Origin of the sequence: Streptomyces sp. ActVer, assembly GCF_027270795.1 — a bacterium.
Taxonomy (GTDB): Bacteria; Actinomycetota; Actinomycetes; order Streptomycetales; family Streptomycetaceae; genus Streptomyces; species Streptomyces umbrinus_A.
The window spans coordinates 12,829-31,208 of sequence record NZ_JAPWHT010000013.1 but is presented as its reverse complement, the minus strand read 5'-3'; the positions used below and the strand labels follow the sequence as shown (position 1 = coordinate 31,208).

19 protein-coding genes and 1 pseudogene are annotated in these 18,380 nt (G+C 68.2%); 14 read left to right on the top strand and 6 right to left on the bottom strand.

What is annotated here, in order from left to right; all coding sequences use genetic code 11:
* Positions 1-385: 385 nt before the first annotated feature.
* From O3Q52_RS04050 to O3Q52_RS04000, 11 genes are all read left to right on the top strand, one after another.
* Positions 386-616, top strand: a complete 231-nt coding sequence (locus O3Q52_RS04050) for a hypothetical protein (RefSeq protein ID WP_181661010.1) — start codon at positions 386-388, stop codon at positions 614-616.
* Entirely contained in the window at positions 597-1,115 is a 519-nt protein-coding gene (locus O3Q52_RS04045) for a DUF6879 family protein (protein ID WP_332112853.1), read from the top strand. The genes O3Q52_RS04050 and O3Q52_RS04045 overlap by 20 nt, the downstream gene beginning before the upstream one ends.
* A gap of 27 nt (positions 1,116-1,142) precedes the next feature.
* Positions 1,143-1,988: a helix-turn-helix transcriptional regulator gene (locus O3Q52_RS04040; protein ID WP_269647380.1), complete on the top strand. Its 846-nt coding sequence runs from the start codon at positions 1,143-1,145 to the stop codon at positions 1,986-1,988.
* Between the two features lie 96 nt (positions 1,989-2,084).
* On the top strand, positions 2,085-2,474 hold the full coding sequence (locus tag O3Q52_RS04035) for a hypothetical protein (protein ID WP_269647379.1): 390 nt from the start codon (positions 2,085-2,087) through the stop codon (positions 2,472-2,474).
* On the top strand, positions 2,471-3,013 hold the full coding sequence (locus O3Q52_RS04030) for an NUDIX hydrolase (RefSeq protein WP_269647378.1): 543 nt from the start codon (positions 2,471-2,473) through the stop codon (positions 3,011-3,013). The genes O3Q52_RS04035 and O3Q52_RS04030 overlap by 4 nt, the downstream gene beginning before the upstream one ends.
* A gap of 83 nt (positions 3,014-3,096) precedes the next feature.
* The gene (locus O3Q52_RS04025) at positions 3,097-3,345 is read left to right on the top strand and encodes a hypothetical protein (protein ID WP_269647377.1); all 249 of its coding nucleotides are present in this window, start codon (positions 3,097-3,099) and stop codon (positions 3,343-3,345) included.
* 60 nt (positions 3,346-3,405) lie between these two features.
* Entirely contained in the window at positions 3,406-4,206 is an 801-nt protein-coding gene (gene dapF / locus O3Q52_RS04020; RefSeq protein WP_269647376.1) for a diaminopimelate epimerase, read from the top strand.
* Positions 4,203-5,291 carry an ATP-grasp domain-containing protein gene (locus O3Q52_RS04015; RefSeq protein ID WP_269647375.1) on the top strand — a complete coding sequence of 363 codons (1,089 nt, stop codon included), beginning with the start codon at positions 4,203-4,205 and terminating at the stop codon, positions 5,289-5,291. Before dapF ends, O3Q52_RS04015 begins: the two co-directional genes overlap by 4 nt.
* Before the next feature lie 36 nt (positions 5,292-5,327).
* Complete coding sequence (locus O3Q52_RS04010) at positions 5,328-5,849, top strand: C39 family peptidase (RefSeq protein WP_269647374.1); 522 nt, start codon at positions 5,328-5,330, stop codon at positions 5,847-5,849.
* Positions 5,849-6,211: a cyanophycin synthetase gene (locus O3Q52_RS04005; RefSeq protein WP_199847958.1), complete on the top strand. Its 363-nt coding sequence runs from the start codon at positions 5,849-5,851 to the stop codon at positions 6,209-6,211. Before O3Q52_RS04010 ends, O3Q52_RS04005 begins: the two co-directional genes overlap by 1 nt.
* A gap of 729 nt (positions 6,212-6,940) precedes the next feature.
* Complete coding sequence (locus tag O3Q52_RS04000) at positions 6,941-7,288, top strand: hypothetical protein (RefSeq protein WP_269647373.1); 348 nt, start codon at positions 6,941-6,943, stop codon at positions 7,286-7,288.
* 20 nt (positions 7,289-7,308) lie between these two features.
* Here the strand turns inward: O3Q52_RS04000 and O3Q52_RS03995 are convergent, their stop codons facing one another.
* The 5 genes from O3Q52_RS03995 to O3Q52_RS03975 form a co-directional block, all read right to left on the bottom strand.
* Positions 7,309-8,625, bottom strand: coding sequence for a hypothetical protein (locus tag O3Q52_RS03995; protein WP_269647372.1), 1,317 nt, complete (start codon positions 8,623-8,625; stop codon positions 7,309-7,311).
* Between the two features lie 579 nt (positions 8,626-9,204).
* Complete coding sequence (locus tag O3Q52_RS03990; RefSeq protein ID WP_269647371.1) at positions 9,205-11,526, bottom strand: tyrosine-type recombinase/integrase; 2,322 nt, start codon at positions 11,524-11,526, stop codon at positions 9,205-9,207.
* Positions 11,523-11,939 (bottom strand): site-specific integrase, encoded by a 417-nt coding sequence (locus O3Q52_RS03985; RefSeq protein ID WP_269647370.1) that lies wholly within the window; start codon positions 11,937-11,939, stop codon positions 11,523-11,525. Before O3Q52_RS03985 ends, O3Q52_RS03990 begins: the two co-directional genes overlap by 4 nt.
* Complete coding sequence (gene xerC, locus O3Q52_RS03980) at positions 11,833-12,582, bottom strand: tyrosine recombinase XerC (protein WP_269647369.1); 750 nt, start codon at positions 12,580-12,582, stop codon at positions 11,833-11,835. Before xerC ends, O3Q52_RS03985 begins: the two co-directional genes overlap by 107 nt.
* A gap of 706 nt (positions 12,583-13,288) precedes the next feature.
* On the bottom strand, positions 13,289-13,504 hold the full coding sequence (locus tag O3Q52_RS03975) for a type II toxin-antitoxin system RelE/ParE family toxin (protein ID WP_269647368.1): 216 nt from the start codon (positions 13,502-13,504) through the stop codon (positions 13,289-13,291).
* Between O3Q52_RS03975 and O3Q52_RS03970 the strand changes: the two are divergent.
* Positions 13,401-13,619 (top strand): annotated as a pseudogene (locus O3Q52_RS03970) (transposase); the annotation flags it as partial. The gene O3Q52_RS03975 and the pseudogene O3Q52_RS03970 sit on opposite strands and share 104 nt — an antisense overlap.
* Positions 13,620-13,621: 2 nt before the next feature.
* On the opposite strand, the gene O3Q52_RS03965 reads toward O3Q52_RS03970, so the two are convergent.
* Complete coding sequence (locus O3Q52_RS03965) at positions 13,622-15,964, bottom strand: 2OG-Fe(II) oxygenase (protein WP_269647367.1); 2,343 nt, start codon at positions 15,962-15,964, stop codon at positions 13,622-13,624.
* Positions 15,965-16,193: 229 nt separating this feature from the next.
* Here O3Q52_RS03965 and O3Q52_RS03960 point away from each other — a divergent pair, with 229 nt between their 5' ends.
* Both O3Q52_RS03960 and O3Q52_RS03955 read left to right on the top strand, forming a co-directional pair.
* Complete coding sequence (locus O3Q52_RS03960) at positions 16,194-16,922, top strand: hypothetical protein (RefSeq protein WP_269647366.1); 729 nt, start codon at positions 16,194-16,196, stop codon at positions 16,920-16,922.
* Positions 16,919-18,244: a helicase-associated domain-containing protein gene (locus O3Q52_RS03955; protein WP_269647365.1), complete on the top strand. Its 1,326-nt coding sequence runs from the start codon at positions 16,919-16,921 to the stop codon at positions 18,242-18,244. The genes O3Q52_RS03960 and O3Q52_RS03955 overlap by 4 nt, the downstream gene beginning before the upstream one ends.
* The last annotated feature ends 136 nt before the right edge of the window (positions 18,245-18,380 follow it).

Below are 18,380 nucleotides of genomic sequence, written 5' to 3'. Positions count from 1 at the left end.
GGACTCATACACACGAGCAGCTCGCGCCGGGCCGAGGAAGACCAGCCACCATTCATGAATTGGCGCAGTGAACCGCGCCCGTGCGTCTCTACGTCATCGATCAGTGTTTCCCCTCTCGACGGAACGACTTCAGCGGGATACCTGCATGGGAACGCGCCGCTGGTTCCGCGCCCCTCCGGGACAGCCCCTTCGAGGAGCGACGGGCGGGCATCGATTCCGGCCACCCCTGGAGTGCTCCGGCTGGCCCACTGCTCGTCGCCCCAACCCCGGCCGCTTAAGGTCAACTTCCATACGTCTGGCAAGTTTCGGCAAGTTCCTCGCTCCAAGACCCAGCCGCGGGCAAGCTCTGGCACAGAGATCGTTACCGGCATCCGAGGAGGACATCATGGCCCTGCGTAGGCTCGGTAAGGACCCGGAGAGTCCCAGTGGCGGCTCCCCCACCATCTACCTCGACGAGGAGAAGGACAGCTACCTCGTGCAGGGGCTGAAGGTGGAGGACATCGAGCGCCTCGGGCAGATGGACATCCCCGGCCACGAGTCGGTGGTGGAGATCCCCCGGCGCATGGTGCAGTTCTTCCTGGAGGTGAAGAAGGCCGATGAGGACCCCGACGTTTGAGGAACTGTTCCGCGACTGCCAGCGGACGGCTCTCCACCTGGAGATGCGCGACGCGTACATGAAGTCGGACCCGGCCTTCATCGACTGGAAAGCCGGCCTGACACTCGACCCGGCCGAGCGCTGGGGCGACTGGCACGGCATCGTCACGGAGGCGACCTCGCGAGGCGTCGAGGTTCGCCGGGCCCGGGTCGTCTCGACCCCCGTCAGCGAGTACATCCGCTTCGAGTACGACGTGACGCACGGACTGAACATCGCCGCAGGCGAGGACGTCCGCTGGCTCTCCCGGCGAAACGCAACGGGCCTCGCGCTTCCGGGCAACGACTTCTGGCTCTTCGACTCCAGCCTCGTCCTCGTCAACCACTTCGACGGCGAAGGCGAGAACATGGAGGTGGAACTCACGGACGATCCGGAGGTCGCGAAGCTCTGCGAGTCATCCTTCGAGGCCGTGTGGGCGCGTGCAACACCCCACGCAGAGTTCCAGTCGGCCGAGTCGGCCTGATAGCTCGAACAGCACAGTCGTAGCGACATGACATCGCCATCTTCGAGCGTTCAGGAAGCCCGCAGGGCCCTGGGCAAGCGCCTGAGCGAAATCCGGCTCGAAGCCGGGCTCACCAAGCGAGCGTTGGCCAGCAGCCTCGGCTGGCACGAGTCGAAGTGTTCGCGCTTTGAGAGCGGCACGCGTCCGCCCTCGGAGCGCGACCTTCGTGCGTGGGCCGCTGCTTGCGGTGCGGAGAGCGCGGCCGAGGATCTCGTCTCGACAGCCCGCGGCATCGAGGGCATGTACGTCGAGTGGCGCCGGATGGAGCGCACCGGCCTGAAGCAGGCCCAGGAGTCCGTCCTCCCTCTGTGGGAACGCACCCAGCGCTTCCGCATCTACTCGCCGTGGCTCATTCCCGGCCCCGTGCAGACGGCCTCGTACATCACCGCACTGCTCACCTCAATTCGCGATCGCCGCGGCCTGATCGATGACGTTCCGGCGGCCGTCAAGGTGCGTGTGGAGAAGCAGCAGATCGTGTACGGCAATCACACGTTCGCGATCCTGCTGGAAGAGGGAGCACTCCGAAAGCGCATAGGCGGAACGGATGTGATGGCCGGTCAACTCGGTTATCTGCTCAGCGTTATGGCGCTGCCTTCGGTGAGTGTCGGCATCATTCCTGAAGACGCCGACCGTTCAAGCCTCTGGCCCGTCGAGGGCTTCTTCCTGTACGACGACCACACGGTCCACGTCGAACTCGTCTCGGCCCATCTCGCCGTGACACAGAAGCACGAACTTGCCATGTATGCCGAGACGTTCACGGATCTGGCCGAACTTGCCGTTTACGGCCCGGCAGCGCGCGAACTCATCACGGCAGCCATCGAATCCCTGGGGTGAATGCCGGGCAAGTTCCGGCACACTCGTAGAGCCCCTCCTGTCGCCCTTCCTAGCGTTACTGGCACGGCCGGAAACGCGCACTGAAGGGGCGAGACGGTGATCATTGTGGCAAGTAGTGGCAAGGAATCGAGAGCAACCGACAGCGCGGGTACCGAAGTTCTCCCGGTCGCCGTCGAGACGATTTCGGAGAGCACCGAGGCAGCCCTCTTGATGCAGATGGCCACCTCCACCCGCAAGGACATGGACGCGTCTCTGCCGGAGATCGTCGGGCACCTCAACCTTCTACTCGGTGAGGATCTGGGGGCGGACGAGGACGAGGACGTGCGGGAGTTGTTCCGCAAGGGGTACCGGCTCATCGACTTGCAGAACCGTCCAACCGCGGAGACTCCGTCGTTCGGCGTCTTCATCTACCTCCGGGATGTCGCCGACATCACGCGAAGGCTCCTGTGGATCTACACACAGCGCCACGGGCTCGGTGCCCCGTGAGTGTCCGGGAAGACCAGGTCGTCCGGGAGCTGTCCCACTACATCTACGAGCACCCTGACGAGCAGATGGCGCTGATGCCGGTGTACGACGCCGCCCGCGACCACGCACAGCGCGGGACCTGCACCCACAGCCGACGCTGCCCCCTCGTGACGACGGGCGCGGTCGTCGTCGACGAACGCAACTGCGTCCTGTCCCTGCGGTACCAAGGGGCCTTCGCCCTCGCGGAGGCGGAGCCGGAGGAACAGGACGACTCGCTCAGCGGAGCGGCCCTGCGCCTGTTGGCCGAGGCGGTCGGCATCCGCGATGTGTGGACGGACCCCGACAGCGAGGGCCCTTTTCTGATCGACGTGACCAGAGCGGGGCAACACAGGTATGGCCCCCGCCTCCGGATCGGCTTCCGGTACCTCTTCCGGGCCCACTCCGGCGCCGTCGCCCCCATGGCAATCGAAGCGGGCACGGCGGCCTGGATGCCCCTCGGAGAAATCGGTATCCCGTCCGTCCGCGACCGTCTTCACGGCCACCTGGTCGGCGCCCGATGAAGCCCCGCGACCAACAACTTGCCTATGTGGCAAGCGTGTTAGCGCTCGGCGGTTCGATCCTTCTGGCCATCTGGAGAGGCTGAATGTACGAGCGTCGCTCCACCGACCCGACTCCTGCGCCCTCTCCTCCTCCCCTCGGCACCATCGCCGGTCAGAGGCAGCCCAGCAATGTCCGCATAGGCGACTTCGTGTGCCTGGACGGGCTGTACTTGCGGGTCCGTGACATGAGGTCCGCCGGCACCGCGGGGCACCGGGTGCTGGTCTTCGACGGGCACTCCCCGTGGGTCATGAGGGAGCCGACGACCACGTACCGGCCCATCGAACTCCTCTGACCCCGGACCCCATTCAGCCATTACGAGAACTGTCACCTCAGCCCAGCGAGGAGCTTTGCCATGCGCTTCCGCAAGATTCACGGAGCGGGGAACGACTTCGTCCTGTTGACCGACTCCACACCGGACAGCGAGAAGGACTGGTCAAAGGAGGCGGAACGCCTCTGTGCCAGGCGAACCGGCGTAGGCGCGGACGGCCTTGTCATCAGCAGCCTGATCAGCATCAGCCCGGTCGTTCTCGAAGTCGGCTGCTTCAACGCCGACGGCTCGATCGCGACGATGTGCGGCAACGCTCTGCGGTGTACCGCCTGGGCCGCACACCATGACCACGGCTTCCGCGAGATGCGTCTCCGCATGGCGGGGGTGATGCACGAGGCGATCGTGAGCGACGACTCCGTGTGGGTCACGGCCGAAGTCGGCGCCGTCCATCCCCGCCGCGTGCAGACCGTCATCAACGGCAGGCCGACCTGGTTCGACAGCGCCCACACCGGGACCGAACACGTCGTCGCCGTCGTGGACGACGTGGACGCCATCGACGCCGTAGTCGTCGGGCGCCTCGTCCGCCACCACGCGGACCTCGCCCCACTGGGGACGAACGTCAACTTCGTACAAGCCGCCGGCAGCCAGGCGCTGAAGATCCGCACCTACGAACGCGGCGTCGAGGCGGAAACCCTCTCGTGCGGAAGCGGAGCCGTCGCGGCCGTCGCCATCGCCACCCTGCGCGGACTCGTATCGGCGCGGGCCGTCACCGTCCACAACCGCGCCGGGGAACCGCTCACGGTCCGGCCGCATCCCGACCGACCGCAGCGGACTCACTGGGTCGGCGGGCCGGTCACCAACACCTTCGAAGGGGTCCTCGCATGACTCAGTTCCTCGACTCCAGCTCTGACCTCGCGGTGCGGGAGGCCGCCCAGATACTTCGCAACTGGCAGCGTGACCGCGAGGGGCTCGGTGTCGCGCTCGTCTACGGGCCGGTATCGGCAGAGGACCGGCTCTACCACTCGAAGTGCCCAGTGGACCAGCGCTCCGTGACCGCCTTGTCCGAGGCCCTCGACGACATCGGGGCCCGCTGGAAAGTACTGAACCCATGCGAGCCGGACTTCATCGTGGAGTTGGCCGGGTACGACGTGGCCCTCTCGAACCTTCATGGGCCGTACGGCGAGGACGGGAGGTTGCAGGGCCTGCTCGACTACCTGCGCCTGCCGTACTGCGGCAGCGGAGTCGCCGCGTCCGCGGTGGCCGTTGACAAGATCCTCTGCAAGCGGGTGATGCTGAGCCTCGGCATCCCCACACCCGGATGGTGGGTGTGGTCCGGCGGCCCGATGCACTGGAACGGGCGCGCGGCGATGGTCAAGCCGCCCTTCGGCGGCTCCAGCGTGGGCATGAGCCTCGTTCGCGAACAGGCGGACCTCGCCGGGGCACTGGCGGACGCCGCTGGCGAGGAGGGTGAAGACGTGTTGGTCGAGGACTATCTGACCGGCGTGCCGCTCACCGTGGGGTTGTTGGAGCTGCCCGGTGCTGTCGTTGTGTTCCCCCCGCTGGCCACCGAGGCCACCGAAGCGGAGTTCTACGACGCCGACACGAAGCTCGATGTGGATTCCCGGGGCACCGTGGCCGTACGGGCCGCCGAGCTGCCGCCCGAAGTGCTGGTCAAGGTCACCGACTACGCCACCGCTCTGTGGGACGGGCTGGGGCTGCGCGGCTCGGCACGCGTCGACTTCATCCTTACCGAGGACGACCAGCCGTACGTCCTGGAGGTCAACAGCACACCGGGCATGTCCCGCGACAGCAACTTCGTGGTGGGCGCCGCAATGATCGGACTCACACACACGGATGTCGTAGTGGCCATGCTGCACGAGGCGTTGGCCCGCCCGCCCTACGATGTCCCCCTGCCCACTCCCGCGTTCGCCGGCACCACACTGACTCGGGAGGCTGCCGTCTCACCGTAGGAGCACGCCGCTGTGTCGCGCGTCCACGATGTCCCCATGTGCCGACAGCTCATCGCCCCCGCCGAATGGGATCTGCACGGAGGATGGGCGCTCGGGGACCGGACCGAATGGTCCAACCGGGCGTGCGGCCTGGCGTCACTGAGAATGATCCTGCTCGCCTACGGACGCGAGGCACCCACAGTCACGGAACTGCTGAAACTCGCGGTCAAGGACGAGGTTCTGACCCCGCGTGGAGCGCTCCACGCGGGGATCGCGGGCCTGGCTACCGACCTCGGTGTCCCTGCGACCGCAGAGCCCGTGTCCGTCGAGGACCTACTCACTCGCCTCGATAATGCACCCGCCATTGTGTCCGTGACCGAGCAGTTCCCCAACGACGGACGCTCCGGAGGCCACCTCGTCACCCTCCGCGGCTACGAGGACGGCCCCGACCCAACGATCTTCATCCGGGACCCATCGGCCTGGGGCCAGACACACGATCGAGTCCCCTTCAGCCGACTGTCCCCTTCCTACACCGGCCGCGCGATCACCTTCGCGCCTCTGAACAACGGAGAGTCTTGATGCCCGAGGCAGACGGCGACACGACTGAGGCCGCAGGCGGCCGGAGGATCGCCGTACTCGGAGAGATGCTGGAGCTGGGCGACGAAGCCGTGGAGGCTCACCGCCAGGTCGGTCGCATGGCGGCCGAGAACGGCGTCGATCTCATCGTGGCGGTCGGCGACACACTCGCCAAGCAACTCGCCCTCGCGGCGGGCGCGGCAGGCGTGCCGGACATCGCGATGGTCGGCGACAACGGCACCGCCGCCGCCTACCTGGCCTCCATCCTCCGCCCCGGCGACGTCGTTCTCGTGAAAGCGTCCCGCGGTGGACAGCTCTGGCAGATCGCCCAAGCACTCACCGGGCAACCCGTCACCGGCCTGTAAGCAGCCACCGACCCGCTAGCACGCCAGGACCAGCCGACTCTGGCTCACTCGACCGCAGGCATCTCACTGCGGGCCGGGACCGAGAGCGCCCGATGCGGGGTCTACGAGGTTCACATAATACGGCGCGAAGGGTCCTCAGCTCTCAGCCGTTGAGTTCGGCGCGGCACACCGAGCAGTACATAGCCGCATAGCGTGCCTGCCAACGCATCAACTGACCGCACCCTGCACACAGCCCCAACGGAGCTGGAGTTCGAGAGGCAGGCCCGGAAGAACGCTGGGAAGAACGCCGATCTCCTCCGATATCTCGGGGCTTCCGTGACCCCGTGGCCCACGACGGCTGCGGAGGCCACCTACGCGGTGTTCCACGACAACCTTGAGATTATGTGGAATCAAGTTTGTCAAGATTCATTCGGCCTGTGATGAACCAAGAGGTGGAGTGCCACGTCGTAGTTAGGTACGCCGAGTCTCAGGGAGGTACGTGTGAAACGCTGGTGTGTCGTGCAGTGGCTGGCTGGAGTGGGCGCCGTGGGCGCTGTGATGGTCGGATGCGGCGCTGCCTCCGGTGGCACGTCAGGAAGCAGTTCGGAGTCGGCACGGCCGTCGGCGCCGTCCTCCATGGTGAGTAACGATCCCACGCTCTCAGCAGCAGCGGATGAGGTGGATGCGGTCGTCCATCCTCGTTATGAGGACTGGTATGCGAGTACCGTCCTCGATCACCGAGGCGGCGTGATGACCGTCTACCGGAAGCCGGGAAGCGATTTGGACGCGGCCGTTCGCTCCCGAGTGTCCGGACTGAAGCTGGTCTTCAAGGACGCGGCCCTGTCCGAGAAGGCCATGCTGGCCCTGGTCCAGGAGATCATGGCCGACACCAAATACTGGCGGGAGCGGGACATCGTCATCACCGGGGGTGGACCACTGAGCGACGGTTCAGGGGTCGAAATGATGACGCAGGCGGGAACGGACGCGGAAGCGACGCGGCTGTCGAAGCACTACGACAGCCGCGTCGCGGTGGAGCGCGGGACTGCTGTCGGGGGCCCTGCGGAAGAGTTCACACCATCAACCCAGAGCCCGGAGTAGGCCAGGGGTGGTTGGACGTGTCAGAAGTGGACGCCGAGATTGTTGGCGGCCACAGTGACATCCGGATACCACCAGCGCCAGGAGCAGTCACGGCCGTTGCCGTTGGGGACGCCGGGACAGTCGATGATCTGCGAGCCGTCGTAGGCGCTGATGACGCCGCGGGCCACACCGTTACCGGAGCTGGAGATGGTGTAGACAGGACCGCCGCTGTCGCCGTTGCCGATGCCGGAAGCCCTGTTGGCGGCTTCCACCCGGACCATGTTGGTGACGGTACCGAAGCCACCGATGTTGACGGTCTGGTTGACGGCAACGATGTCGTAGCCGCAGATGCTTCCGGAGAACGCGCCGCCCTGGCAGATCGTGTCGCCGACACGGCTGCTGGAGCCGCTGGTGACGGGACGGCCAGAGTTCGTGTCGCCGTCCTCGATGGACGGACCCTCGTAGACGGCGTTGCCGATGTTGCCGAGGACGAGTTCGGCGTCGCGACCGGGATCCTTCCCGGACAGCACGGTGCCGATGGTGTTGCCGGTGCCCGTGCGCCACGTGGTGCCGCCGCAGTGCGCGGCCGTGAGGATGTAGCGGGCGGCGCCGTTGTTGCCAGCGACACCGAACCCGGTGGTGCATGCTCCCGTGGCGGCCCCTGAACTGTTGTGCTGCGTCGCATAGGCGCCACCCCAGTAAGGAGTGGTGTCGGCGAGCCGGCTGGCCTGGCGGGGGGCCACGCCCTGCGTGATGTCCAGGTCCACGCTCTCGGTGAGAGCGGCATCGAGGTCGGCGCGGGAAAGGGTTGTCAGTTCACTGTCGGTGTCGACGGCGACCTCGACGCCGTTTCCATCGGAGCGGGGCCCGACGGAGGCGATCGTCGCGCCGTTGACGGAGCCCAGAGAGGCCAAGCGGTCGGACTCTTGGAGGAGTTGCTTGAGGGAATACTTCGCCTTTTGGGTCTCGACGGTGATTCCAGACCGCTCGATCTGCTTGACGACCTTGGAGACTTGCCGGGGAAGCTCTCCATGCCAGTAGAGGGTGACGGTGTTTGCGGCGGAAGTTATTCGGTCTCCGGCGAAGCCGGAATCGCCGAGCGAGTCGGTGACCGACTGAATCTGGTCGGCTGCCTTGTTCAACCGCTCCTGGACGGCGAATCGCGCTTCCTGGTCGGCGGGCGTGCCTCCGATGATTTCCGCGTTGGGTGTGGCGTCAAGCAGTTTCTTCGTCGCGGGGGCGTCGGCACCTGCGGGGTCCGCCGCTGCGGGTACCGCGGTGGCGAGTAACGCCAGTGCTGCGCCGCTGATGGCCCAGCCGCCGAGTCTGAAACGATGTCTTGTCGAGGTGAGTGGCACGTTCGTCCTCCGTTGATACGGCGAGATGTAACGTTTCATCAACCGACTTGCATGTCGCGCGCGTTACAGCATCGTTTGGCTGTGACAGAAGCGTCAACAGGGCCGCACAGTCACAGCACTGCAGGGCGTGCACTTTGCGCCAATTCCTCGGCTCGGATTGAATCAGGGCCGGAATCACTCGCTTCGTTTGTCAACGGCCGCTCAGCTGTTTCCGGAATTATCGGTTTCGACTCTTCCGGTCGGTGTCAGAGCCCGGTTACCGCTCGTCGGAGCTCACTCGGCCGGTGTCGTGGAACAGGTAATGGATGGACGATCGTCCGGGCCAGGGTGCACCAAACGGCTCACCGTTCCTGGTAGCGGAGGGGCTGATTCTGCGCCTACCCCCTCCGCCCCCCAAGGCGCGCCGACCAGCTCGGCACCTTCGGCGCCGCTGGCGCCTCGACGGTGCAAAAACGGGTCCTCAAACTCCGTGCCATGCACAGCAACAGCGGCTCGACGCCTACTGGACGTTGTGTACCGCCCGACCGTCAGCAGGTGCGCGTCTATCACCAGCACCCTCTCTTGGGGGCCGCACCCAGTTCATTCCTGTTTGCCTTGGCGGACCTCCACGATGGGCAGCATGGTCGCGGTGGCAGGGAGGCCCAGTTCGCGTGGTGCGGGTCCTGCGGGTGTGGGGGTGTCGTTGAGCCGGTCGAGGAGGGCGTTGAGAGCGGTTTGGCCGTCGTCGACTGCGGCGCGTTCGTCCTCGGTCAGCGGGATGGAGGCGAGCATACGCTGCAAGTTCTCCTTGGCTTCGAGAAGTTGGGCCTTGCTTGAGCCCTTGGGGGTGTAGAAGTCGCAGCGGGCGCAGGCCATCCGGTGCTGACATTGTTCGAAGAAGGAGTAGGTGCACCAGCCGTGGCCCAGGTCGTAGTACTGCCAAGGCTCGCCGGTGGCCGCCGCCCCGGAGGCGACGGCGTCACGGTCGACGAGGACCTCGATGGTGCGTACGTTCCGGGCGAAGTAGCCGGCCTCGCTGTATGCCTTGGCCAGCGTCTTGGGGGAGATCTTCGCGTAGAACTGGGTGGAGCTGGGCGACCGGTGTCCGAGCCATGCCTGCAGCTCGAACAGCGTCATCGGCTCCTTGGCGTTGTAGAGCTGGCTGGCGATAGTGCTGCGGGCCCGGTGGCTGGTGATCTTGCCGCGGACGTCGCTGGCGGGGACCCCGGCCTTCGTGCACAGCGCCGGGATGATCGTGCGGTTGATGTAGTCCTTGGAGACGCGCTTTGCGCGGTGGGCGAACAGGAACTGCACGCGCTCACCGGTCTTGCCGTCGAGCATCACCGGCTGCTCGGGGCGGACCGCCTGCCAGACCTCAACGGCCTGTCCGAGCAGCGGGTCGACCGGCTTGGTGAAACTCGTGCCGGTTTTGTGGGTCGGGACGTCCAGCAGGCAGACGGCGTCGCGGGCGAGGACATCGGCGTCATCCGGGCTGACGGCCGTGCCGTCATGCTGCCAGCGGACGCACCCAGTGCGCAGGCGGCGGATCTCGTCGCTGCGTTGGCCGCTGAACAGCCAGGTCAGCGCCATGGCACGGGAGAGCTCCAGGGGATAGCGCGGGCCGCTGCTGGTCGTGGGCAGGTCCTCGGAGGCGAGGTTGATGCCGGCCCACAGCAGCTTGGCCCATACGCCGTCGGCGATGACGCGGGGGTTAGGACCCAGCAGTGCGCGAACGCTGCGGGGCGTCTCCAGAGCCCGCCCGGGATCGAACCGGCGCGGAATCCACTCCCATTCCTGAAGGTCGCGGAAGAACGCGCGGCTGGCGGTGAGCGCACTGTCCTTGGTGGAGGGGGACATCGGGTCTCCGAACACACCGCGGGTGGCGGTGCGTTCGACGTAGTCGCCGATCCGCATCCGGTCCACCGTTGCCACCCAGGCCGCGCAGGTCGCCCGGGTCCACTGGGCGGGCTCGGTGATCTGCGGGTGCTCGGCGGCCAGCCACCGGCCCATGCGGGCGAGATCCTGGCGGTAGGCCATGCGGACGTTGCGACTGAGTGTGGAGGTGTCGAACCACCCGCGGGCCATCTCTGCCCACGGCTCCGGCACATCCGTCCACCGCTGAGCACGCAGCAGCGTCTCATTGCGTGCGACGGGCGGCTCGCACCGCCCCAGCGCCGCCAGCGCCCGCTGCAGCGAGTGCAGGTCACCGGATGCCCTCCCGGTAGAACGCACCGCCTGACGCAGGCGCTCCAGCAACGCCGCGTCCATGTCCTCCAGCAACGGGCTGCGGTTGAGGAGCATCGCGTGCGCGATCAAGGTGCGCACCGCGCGGTTGCCCGCCGTGTCCAAGCGGTAGCCCCAGCCGCGCAGCAGGCCGTAGACGGTGTTCACCTCCGCGTCCACCATCTCGGGGCCGAAGACCGTGCGGGCCAGGCGCAGCCGCTCGAAGCGGAGGAACAGGGCTTCATCCACGGGCGCGCCCAGGAGGTAGGCGTAGGCCAGCAGACGGGGGCGGCATGCCCGCGACACTTGTGCCAGCCACTGGCGGCTCCATTCCTGCGCGTCAGGGCCGATCAGACGGGTCCACACAGTCGGGTCCCAACTCCACCACGCTGACCCGGCTTCGGCAGCGCGGGCCAACAGCATCCCGACCACCTGGTAGTCGACCCATCGGTGATGTCCGGCCCTGTCCGGGATCCACAGACAGGACCGCACCTGCTCCAGCGGCCCGAGCAACCGCGCCAGCGCACCGCGTTCTGCCCGGGTCAGCCGGGAGGAGTGCAACAGCCGCGGGCCGGCCTGTACCAGCACCACGCGCTCCTCGGCGCTCAGTTGCGGGTCCCTGTCCCAGGACGTGCCGTCCAGCGGCCAGGCCCACTCGGGCGGTGCCGTGTTCCCTGCGGCCAGGGCAGGCGCGGTCATTGCGGCCGTCCGATGCCCTCGCCGCCGGCGCTCAGCAACGCGAGCCGCTGGGCATGGACGTGCTCCATCCCGCGCGCGAACTTCTCGGCCAGGTCCCGGCCCGACAGGTGGATGTAGCGCATGGTGGAGTCGGTGTGCTGGTGTCCGGCGAAGGTGGCGATCGCGTGCACCTCCCAGCCCATCCTGGCCAAGTCCGTCAGGCACAGGTGCCGCGTGGTGTGCGTGGAGAAGCCCTGCACCCCGGCCTCCACAACGATCCGGCGCACCACCTTCGACCACGTCCACAGGCTCAGAGGCTGGCCGAAGTTACGCCGCGACTCCGACAGGAACAGCCCACCGCGCGCCCGGCTGACCGTGGCCCGGTGCACCAGGTACTGCGACAGCAAGACCCCGGTCGCCGCCGAATACGGCACGACCCGCTCCCGGCGACTCTTTGGTGGTCTCCGCCCGCACCCGCACCAGCCGCCGCCCCGGATCCAGGTCCTCGGTACGCAGCGAGCACAACTCCTCCCGACGCAGCGCCGCATCGTAGGCCAAGGCCAGCATCAGCCGGGTACGCACCGGCTCGGCGGCTGCTACCGCCAGAACGGCCCGCCACTGCTCGTCGCTGGGAATCCAGGGAAGCTTCACCAGCCTCCGCACCAACCCACGCTGCCGCCCGCCGCCACGCGCCCCAGGCGTGTAGCGGCCCCGTCCGACGGGATTGTCCTGGCGCAGCCCCTCCTCGATCAGGAAATCGTAGAACAACCGCACTGACACCAGACGCTGTTGGAGCGTCGCGTTCGACAACCCGGCACCCGAGTCCAAGGCCACGACGTTGGCGCCCCGACGACTCGGCCTCGACCCCAACTCACGCACATACAGAGCGACATGGGCCCGTGTGGCCCGCGCCGGTTCCACACTCTCCCGCTCACACAACTTCAGGTACTCCGCCAGCCCGCGGGCGTAGGCATCGATCGTCCTCGGCGCCCGCCCCAAGTCCTGCCACACTTGCAACCAGGCCACTGCCTGCTCGTGCCGACCCAATATCGGCCACTTCTCCCTCAGCTCGACCATCTGCTACCACTGATCCCTTCAGTCCGTAGGTCCCCCTACGAGACCACCAGCCTCGCAAGAGATTCCACGTAACTTCTACCTACCTGGAGACAGACTGGCCAGCGTGGTGGGCACGCCGGCGGGAGCTGATCGACTCTGGTGACGGCTTCGCCGGGAAAGACGCAGTCACCTACCGGGAGGCAACTCTGACTGCCTCTTCAGAGCCGCCCGTCGAGCTGGTAGCCATGCTCGACAACGTCCAGCATCTGGCGAAGTAGGTGTCAGCCTCTTTCACTCATTCCGGGAGCTGACCTTGCACGTCGGCTCCCGGATGTGGTCACGTCTGCCTCTTAACCAGCAAGTCCCTGACCGCGCTGCGGTCTCAGTTCTGGTCTCATTCGCCGACGTCCGGGACCGTTCGGAAGCTCGCCGACCAACCGCTCCGCCGCAGGTCGGAACGTTCCCGATCTCCCCCGAACCCCCAGGCGAAGACTTGGAAAGCGTGTTGGGGGCAACCCCTCACGAGTTCGAATCTCGTATCCTCCGCCAGTGCCTCACCGGGCACGATGTCGAAGGGACCCACCGCTTGCGGTGGGTCCCTTCTTCGTGCGTGGTTGCAGTTTTGGTTGCGTTTACAGGCGACATTCGAAACATTTCGACAAACAGGCAGGCGCACGCCGCCGCGACTCCTGGCGGGCAGTCGGCACCGACCTGCCCTGCGGATGACCTACGGAACTTGGCGGTAGATGTCGCGGCGGTTGCCGACGGCCAGGACCCACACGATCAGCTGACCGTCCTCAGCGGTGTAGACAACGCGGTAGTCGCCGACCCCCGCCAGGGAGGTGATCGCCCTCAACGAGCAAGTCGCCGAGTTGGACAAGCTCGTCGAAGGCCGGTTTCGCGAACACGAACTCGCTGACACAGTCCAGAGCGTCCCCGGCATCGGCGCCGTCCTGGGCGCGGAGTACCTCGCGGCCGTCGGCGGCGACCGGGAGTAGTTCGCCTCACCGGACGCCCTGGTGGCCTTCGTCGGCGTCTCTCCCGCGCCCCGGGACTCGTGTCACGGCCTCGGCTCAGCTCCGGCCTCGTCGGAAAGGTTCCATGTCGAGGCCAGCCAGGTCAGGTCGGCTCCGGCCTGGCGGCGGGTCGCCCGCTCGCGCGAGAACAGTTCCTCGGTCTTCGTCAGCACCAGCGTGTACGGGCGTCCCTGCCGCCTGGTCTGATGGCCTACGGGCAGCTCGGCCGTGTCGATCCTGCTGTGCACGTGGCGCCGTCCGTCCTTCGCCAATGGCCACTCCAGTGTCCGCCGCGAACGGGAGCCGAGAAACGCACCCAGGGTGCCGCACAGCTCGCAGCCGCACCCGGTCCACGCCACCGACCAGTCGTCCGCGGCGCGCGGCGCGCGGCGCGCGAGCGCGCCTAGCCGGTCCCCGCACTCCCGTGCCACCGCTCCGAGCCCCGCCGCCCGGGGCTCGCCCCCCGTCTGTTCCCGCGCCGCTTGGCGCAGCATCGGCAGCAGGCACTCCAGGACCGTGTCCGGGCAGGAACGCAACGCTGCCATGATCCGGCCGCTCAGCTTCGCGTCGGCCGCTTCCAGGACGCGCAGCAGCGGCAGGCTCAGCCGCTCCAACCGCACGCGGCGGATCTCGGCCGGCCCGGTTTCGGCCCACAGCCGCAGCTCACCGTCCACCTGGGCCCAGGCCCCGGTCAACAGCAGCTCCGCCACCGCCGGACTCCGGGCGGAGAGCAGCGCCGCGCACAGCTGGGGAAGCCGCTCGGTCCAGTCGTACCGGTGTTCCTCGAAGCGGTTCTGCGCGCCGCCGAACCAGACCTCGGTGACCTGGCCCAGCCACTGGACGCCGTACCGCTTCGCCACCGCGGCCAGCTCGTCCGCGTGTTCCGGAGTGAGCGCGTCGATCCGGAACGGCTCAAGGAGCATCGCGGCGGTCCCGGGCACCTGAAGGCCGTCGGCCACCCGCAGCGCGTTCCCCAGTTGTCCGGGCTGTACACCACTGCCCTTCCAGAACGGCGCGAGGGACTCGGCCGCAGCGCGTGCGCCGTCCCGGTCGCCCTTGGTGACACGGGCCTGCAGTTCCTGGAGTGCCCACCGTGATCCGGCCTCGCCGCGCGCCGCGAAGGCCCGCTCTCGTGGCCACACCACGACCGCGGCCCGCCGGTACCAGCGGTCCAGCGTGTTGCCGTAGTTGCCCATGTAGCCCTCGTACTGGGAGTCATAGGGCTTCAGGTCCGCACTCGGGGTACTGGCGGCAGTCTCGTAGTCGCGGACGTACAGCGAGATCTGCTCGCCGTCGGCGCCGTCCGGACCGGTCCACCAGCCGAGGGTGATCTCGTCGTCGATCAGGTCGCCGAGCTCGTAGTCCTCGTCGGCACCCGCGCCGTCGACCGCGGCTGCTTCCTCTCCTTCTTCCTCTCCCTCTTCGTCCTCCTCTTCGTAGCCGTAGTCGTCCCAGGGGTCGTACCCGGCCGGAGTGGCGTCCCAGGTCTCCTTCACCTCGGCGAGGGCGAGTACCGTCTCGCACCCCGCCTGGGCGGCCGCGGCGCGCAGCAGCGCGGCACGCTCCGTGTCGGCGCCCTTGAGCCGGTCCCAGCCGAGACCCCGCTGGGTGTACTCGTGATCGAGCAGGTAGACAAGACGACGGGGCGGATCGAGGTGCCGGCCGCCGTAGCGCGGCCTGGCCGGTGCGTTGAAGTGTTGCTCCAGGCAGTGCGCCACGTCGTCGAGCGGGCCGGACTCCCGCTCCGGGGCCCCTCGCTCGGCCAGCAGGTTGAACGTGAGGGTCACCCGGTAGCCGCTCCTGACCGGTGTCACCTCGTGCGGGCAGTCGGCGTAGAAGGCCACCAGGCTCAGCTCCGTCTTCGACGCACGGTAGGTCCGGCTCTGCCCGGCGTGCCCGATGACCAGCTCGCCGCCGGTGTGTGCCGAGGGCAGCGACAGCACCAGCGTGCCCACCATGGCGTCGTCCTTCTCCGAGTCCTGGTGGGGGAGGAAGAACTGGCCCTTGCCGTACACGAGGAGCGCGTGCGGCTCGGCCCTCAGCCTGCTCGGTGCGGGGAGCCCGAGTTCGCCCCGGAAGTACTCCAGCGCGCCGTCGAGCAGCGTCGGCCAGGCCGGGCCGCCCAGCGTGACCTGGTCCGGCGGGATCTGCCAGGTGTCGCGCACACTGCTGTCGCTCAGGGTGTCCTCCCCCCGGCCGAACAGTGCCGGACGCGCCACCGCGATCAGCTTCTTCACCTGCGGCGCGCGCAGCGGCAGACGTACCGGTCCGACCCCGGCCACCTCAAGGCCGACGCCGTCCGCCGGTACTTCGAGCCGGGCGCTGAACTCCGGCGCCTTCGACCCGCCGAGAAGCACGCCCAGCCGCTCCCTCGCGCTTTTGGCCATCGCTCCGTCCTCCCTGTTCCCGCGGCCGTGTCGCCCCGACCCGACTTTACGGAGCAGCGGGACCGCGGGTGGCCGTCTCACCCGTACGGGAACGCCTTCCCCGATACGGACGGGCGGCCGGGAAACACCCGGCTCGGGCCCACATGCCCACGCGCGTCCCCCTTCCGGGGGACAACGGGAAGAGCCAACCCCCGTACCTGACGCCCCGGCGCTGCGGAACAATGGCCCCGTGAACGACGACGATGCGCAACTGCTGTCCCAGGTACGGTCGCTGCGGGAGAAGGGCAGCGGACCGAAGCAGATCGCGCGGGCCCTCGGACTGAAACCGGCCCGGGCGAGTGCGCTGGTGCGCCAGGTGGCCCACGAACAGCAGAGCACGGCCGCGCCGGCCGCGCGCCCGGTGGTGGGCTGCTGGGTGAGCGCCGGCTGGAGCACCGACCTGGAGCTGTCCGGGGCCCCCGACTGGGCGCGTGCCGACGCCGAGGGCGCCGGGGATCCCGGGGTTGCCGGTTTCGCCCAGGTCCTGATCGCCCGGCAGGAGCGTGCCAGCCGGGTCACCGTCTGCGGGTTCCTGGTCGATGTCTACTGCCTCGGCGTCAAGGACACCGTCGGCCCACAAGTGATGGGCGGAGGATCGCTGGACGCCTTCGTACGCGACTACTACCGGGCGTTCGCACAACCTCCGCTGCGGATCGGCCTGGAGCAGGCGCAGAGCATCGTGCACGGTGGTGTGGCCTACGCCCGCACCCTCGGCTTCGAGCCCGCGCCGGACTTCGCGCAGGTCTCCGTACACCTCGGCGAGCCCGGCCCGGCCGCCCCGCGGATCGGCTTCGGTCGCCAGGGGAAGCCGTTCTACATCAACGGCCCACGCGACAACGCCCAGAAGATCGTACGCACGCTGGAGCGCACCAGCGGCGCAGGCAACTACCACTACGTCCTGGGGACGGGGCCCCTGTGACCAGCGACCACGACGAGCATGACGAGCATCAGGTACGCACGACCGAGCACGAGGCGCAGGCCAACCTGAAGGCGGTGCTTCAGCTGTGCGCGGCAGGCCGACTGCGCTGCAGCGAGAAGACACTCCGCCCGTCCGCGGCGACGGTCAAGGCGGTCGCGGAAGCGCTCAGCGGCGGCGACTTCTACGCCGAGGAACCGATCGCGTCCTTCGCCTGGCCGCTGCTGCTCCAGGCCGGCGGACTCGCCGAACTCACCTCCGGAAAACTCGCACTGACCGCACGCGGCAGGTCGGCGCTGACCAAACCGGCGCACGAGACGCTCGCCCTGCTGTGGCAGCGCTGGCTCAGCCGCGGCGTGATCGACGAGTTCTCCCGCGTCGAAGCGATCAAGGGCCAGCGCGCGGCGAACGTCCTCACCGCTGTCAAGCCGCGCCGGGCCCAGGTCGGCGCGGCCCTGGCCGCCTGTGCGCCCGGCGAGTGGACCGACGTCGACACGCTCTTCCGCACCATGCGCAAGGCCGGTCACGATCCCACGATCGCCCGCAGTGAGCGCGCCCTGTGGAAGCTCTACCTGGAGGACCCCGAATACGGCAGCCTCGGCTACGACGGGTTCCACAACTGGGAACTCCTCCAGGGCCGTTACACCCTCGCCGTGCTCTTCGAGTACGCCGCCGTCCTCGGCCTGATCGATGTGGACCACCGGCCGCCGGTGGGCGCCCGCGACGACTACCGCGACAACTGGGGCGCCGACTGGACCGACTGCATCAGCCGCTACGACGGCCTCCTCGCCCTCCGCCTCAACCCCCTCGGCGCCTACGCCACCGGGCAGACCGCCACCTACCTCCCCTCCCCCGCACCGGCCGACACCGCCCCGAAGAGTTCTGGCGGCCTGAAGGTGCTCCCCAACCACGACGTGGTGGCCCTCGACGGGCTCGCCCCCGCCGAGACCCTCCTCCTCGACGCCTTCGCCGAGCGCACCGGCGACCGCGTGTGGGCCCTGACCTCCGCCTCACTGCTCGCCGCCGCCGACACGGGCCGCGAACTCGCCGAACTCCGCCACTATCTGGACGCCACCGCCGCTCCGCTCCCGCAGACGGTCACCACCCTGCTGGCCGACGCCGCCCGCCGCGTCGGCCAGGTCCGCGACACCGGGCCGGTGCACCTCATCGAGTGCGCGGACCCCGCCGTCGCGGCCCTCCTCGCCACCGACCGCCGCACCCGCACCCACTGCACCCGCCTCGGCGAACGGAACCTCGTCGTCCCCCTCGACAAGCTCCCCGCCTTCCGCAGGTCCGCCCTCGCCCAGGGCTACCCCGTCGACTGACACACGCCCTCGTGGGCACCGGACACGGAGCGGCACAGTTCAGTGGTCCCCGGGTTCAGGCCGGGGAGCTCATCCAGGTCAGGGGTGAAGCCTCCCGTATCCATGGCGTGATGCCCGCGTAGGACCCGGTGGCCAG

What these genes read in the sequence shown, in the direction of transcription:
- O3Q52_RS04050 (WP_181661010.1), top strand. Translation starts at nt 386, where the DNA reads ATGGCCCTGCGTAGGCTCGGTAAGGACCCGGAGAGTCCCAGTGGCGGC.
- O3Q52_RS04045 (WP_332112853.1), top strand. Translation starts at nt 597, where the DNA reads ATGAGGACCCCGACGTTTGAGGAACTGTTCCGCGACTGCCAGCGGACG.
- O3Q52_RS04040 (WP_269647380.1), top strand. Translation starts at nt 1,143, where the DNA reads ATGACATCGCCATCTTCGAGCGTTCAGGAAGCCCGCAGGGCCCTGGGC.
- O3Q52_RS04025 (WP_269647377.1), top strand. Translation starts at nt 3,097, where the DNA reads ATGTACGAGCGTCGCTCCACCGACCCGACTCCTGCGCCCTCTCCTCCT.
- dapF (WP_269647376.1), top strand. Translation starts at nt 3,406, where the DNA reads ATGCGCTTCCGCAAGATTCACGGAGCGGGGAACGACTTCGTCCTGTTG.
- O3Q52_RS04015 (WP_269647375.1), top strand. Translation starts at nt 4,203, where the DNA reads ATGACTCAGTTCCTCGACTCCAGCTCTGACCTCGCGGTGCGGGAGGCC.
- O3Q52_RS04010 (WP_269647374.1), top strand. Translation starts at nt 5,328, where the DNA reads ATGTGCCGACAGCTCATCGCCCCCGCCGAATGGGATCTGCACGGAGGA.
- O3Q52_RS04005 (WP_199847958.1), top strand. Translation starts at nt 5,849, where the DNA reads ATGCCCGAGGCAGACGGCGACACGACTGAGGCCGCAGGCGGCCGGAGG.
- O3Q52_RS04000 (WP_269647373.1), top strand. Translation starts at nt 6,941, where the DNA reads ATGACCGTCTACCGGAAGCCGGGAAGCGATTTGGACGCGGCCGTTCGC.
- O3Q52_RS03990 (WP_269647371.1), bottom strand. Translation starts at nt 11,526, where the DNA reads ATGACCGCGCCTGCCCTGGCCGCAGGGAACACGGCACCGCCCGAGTGG.
- xerC (WP_269647369.1), bottom strand. Translation starts at nt 12,582, where the DNA reads ATGGTCGAGCTGAGGGAGAAGTGGCCGATATTGGGTCGGCACGAGCAG.
- O3Q52_RS03975 (WP_269647368.1), bottom strand. Translation starts at nt 13,504, where the DNA reads ATGCCGGGGACGCTCTGGACTGTGTCAGCGAGTTCGTGTTCGCGAAAC.
- O3Q52_RS03965 (WP_269647367.1), bottom strand. Translation starts at nt 15,964, where the DNA reads ATGGCCAAAAGCGCGAGGGAGCGGCTGGGCGTGCTTCTCGGCGGGTCG.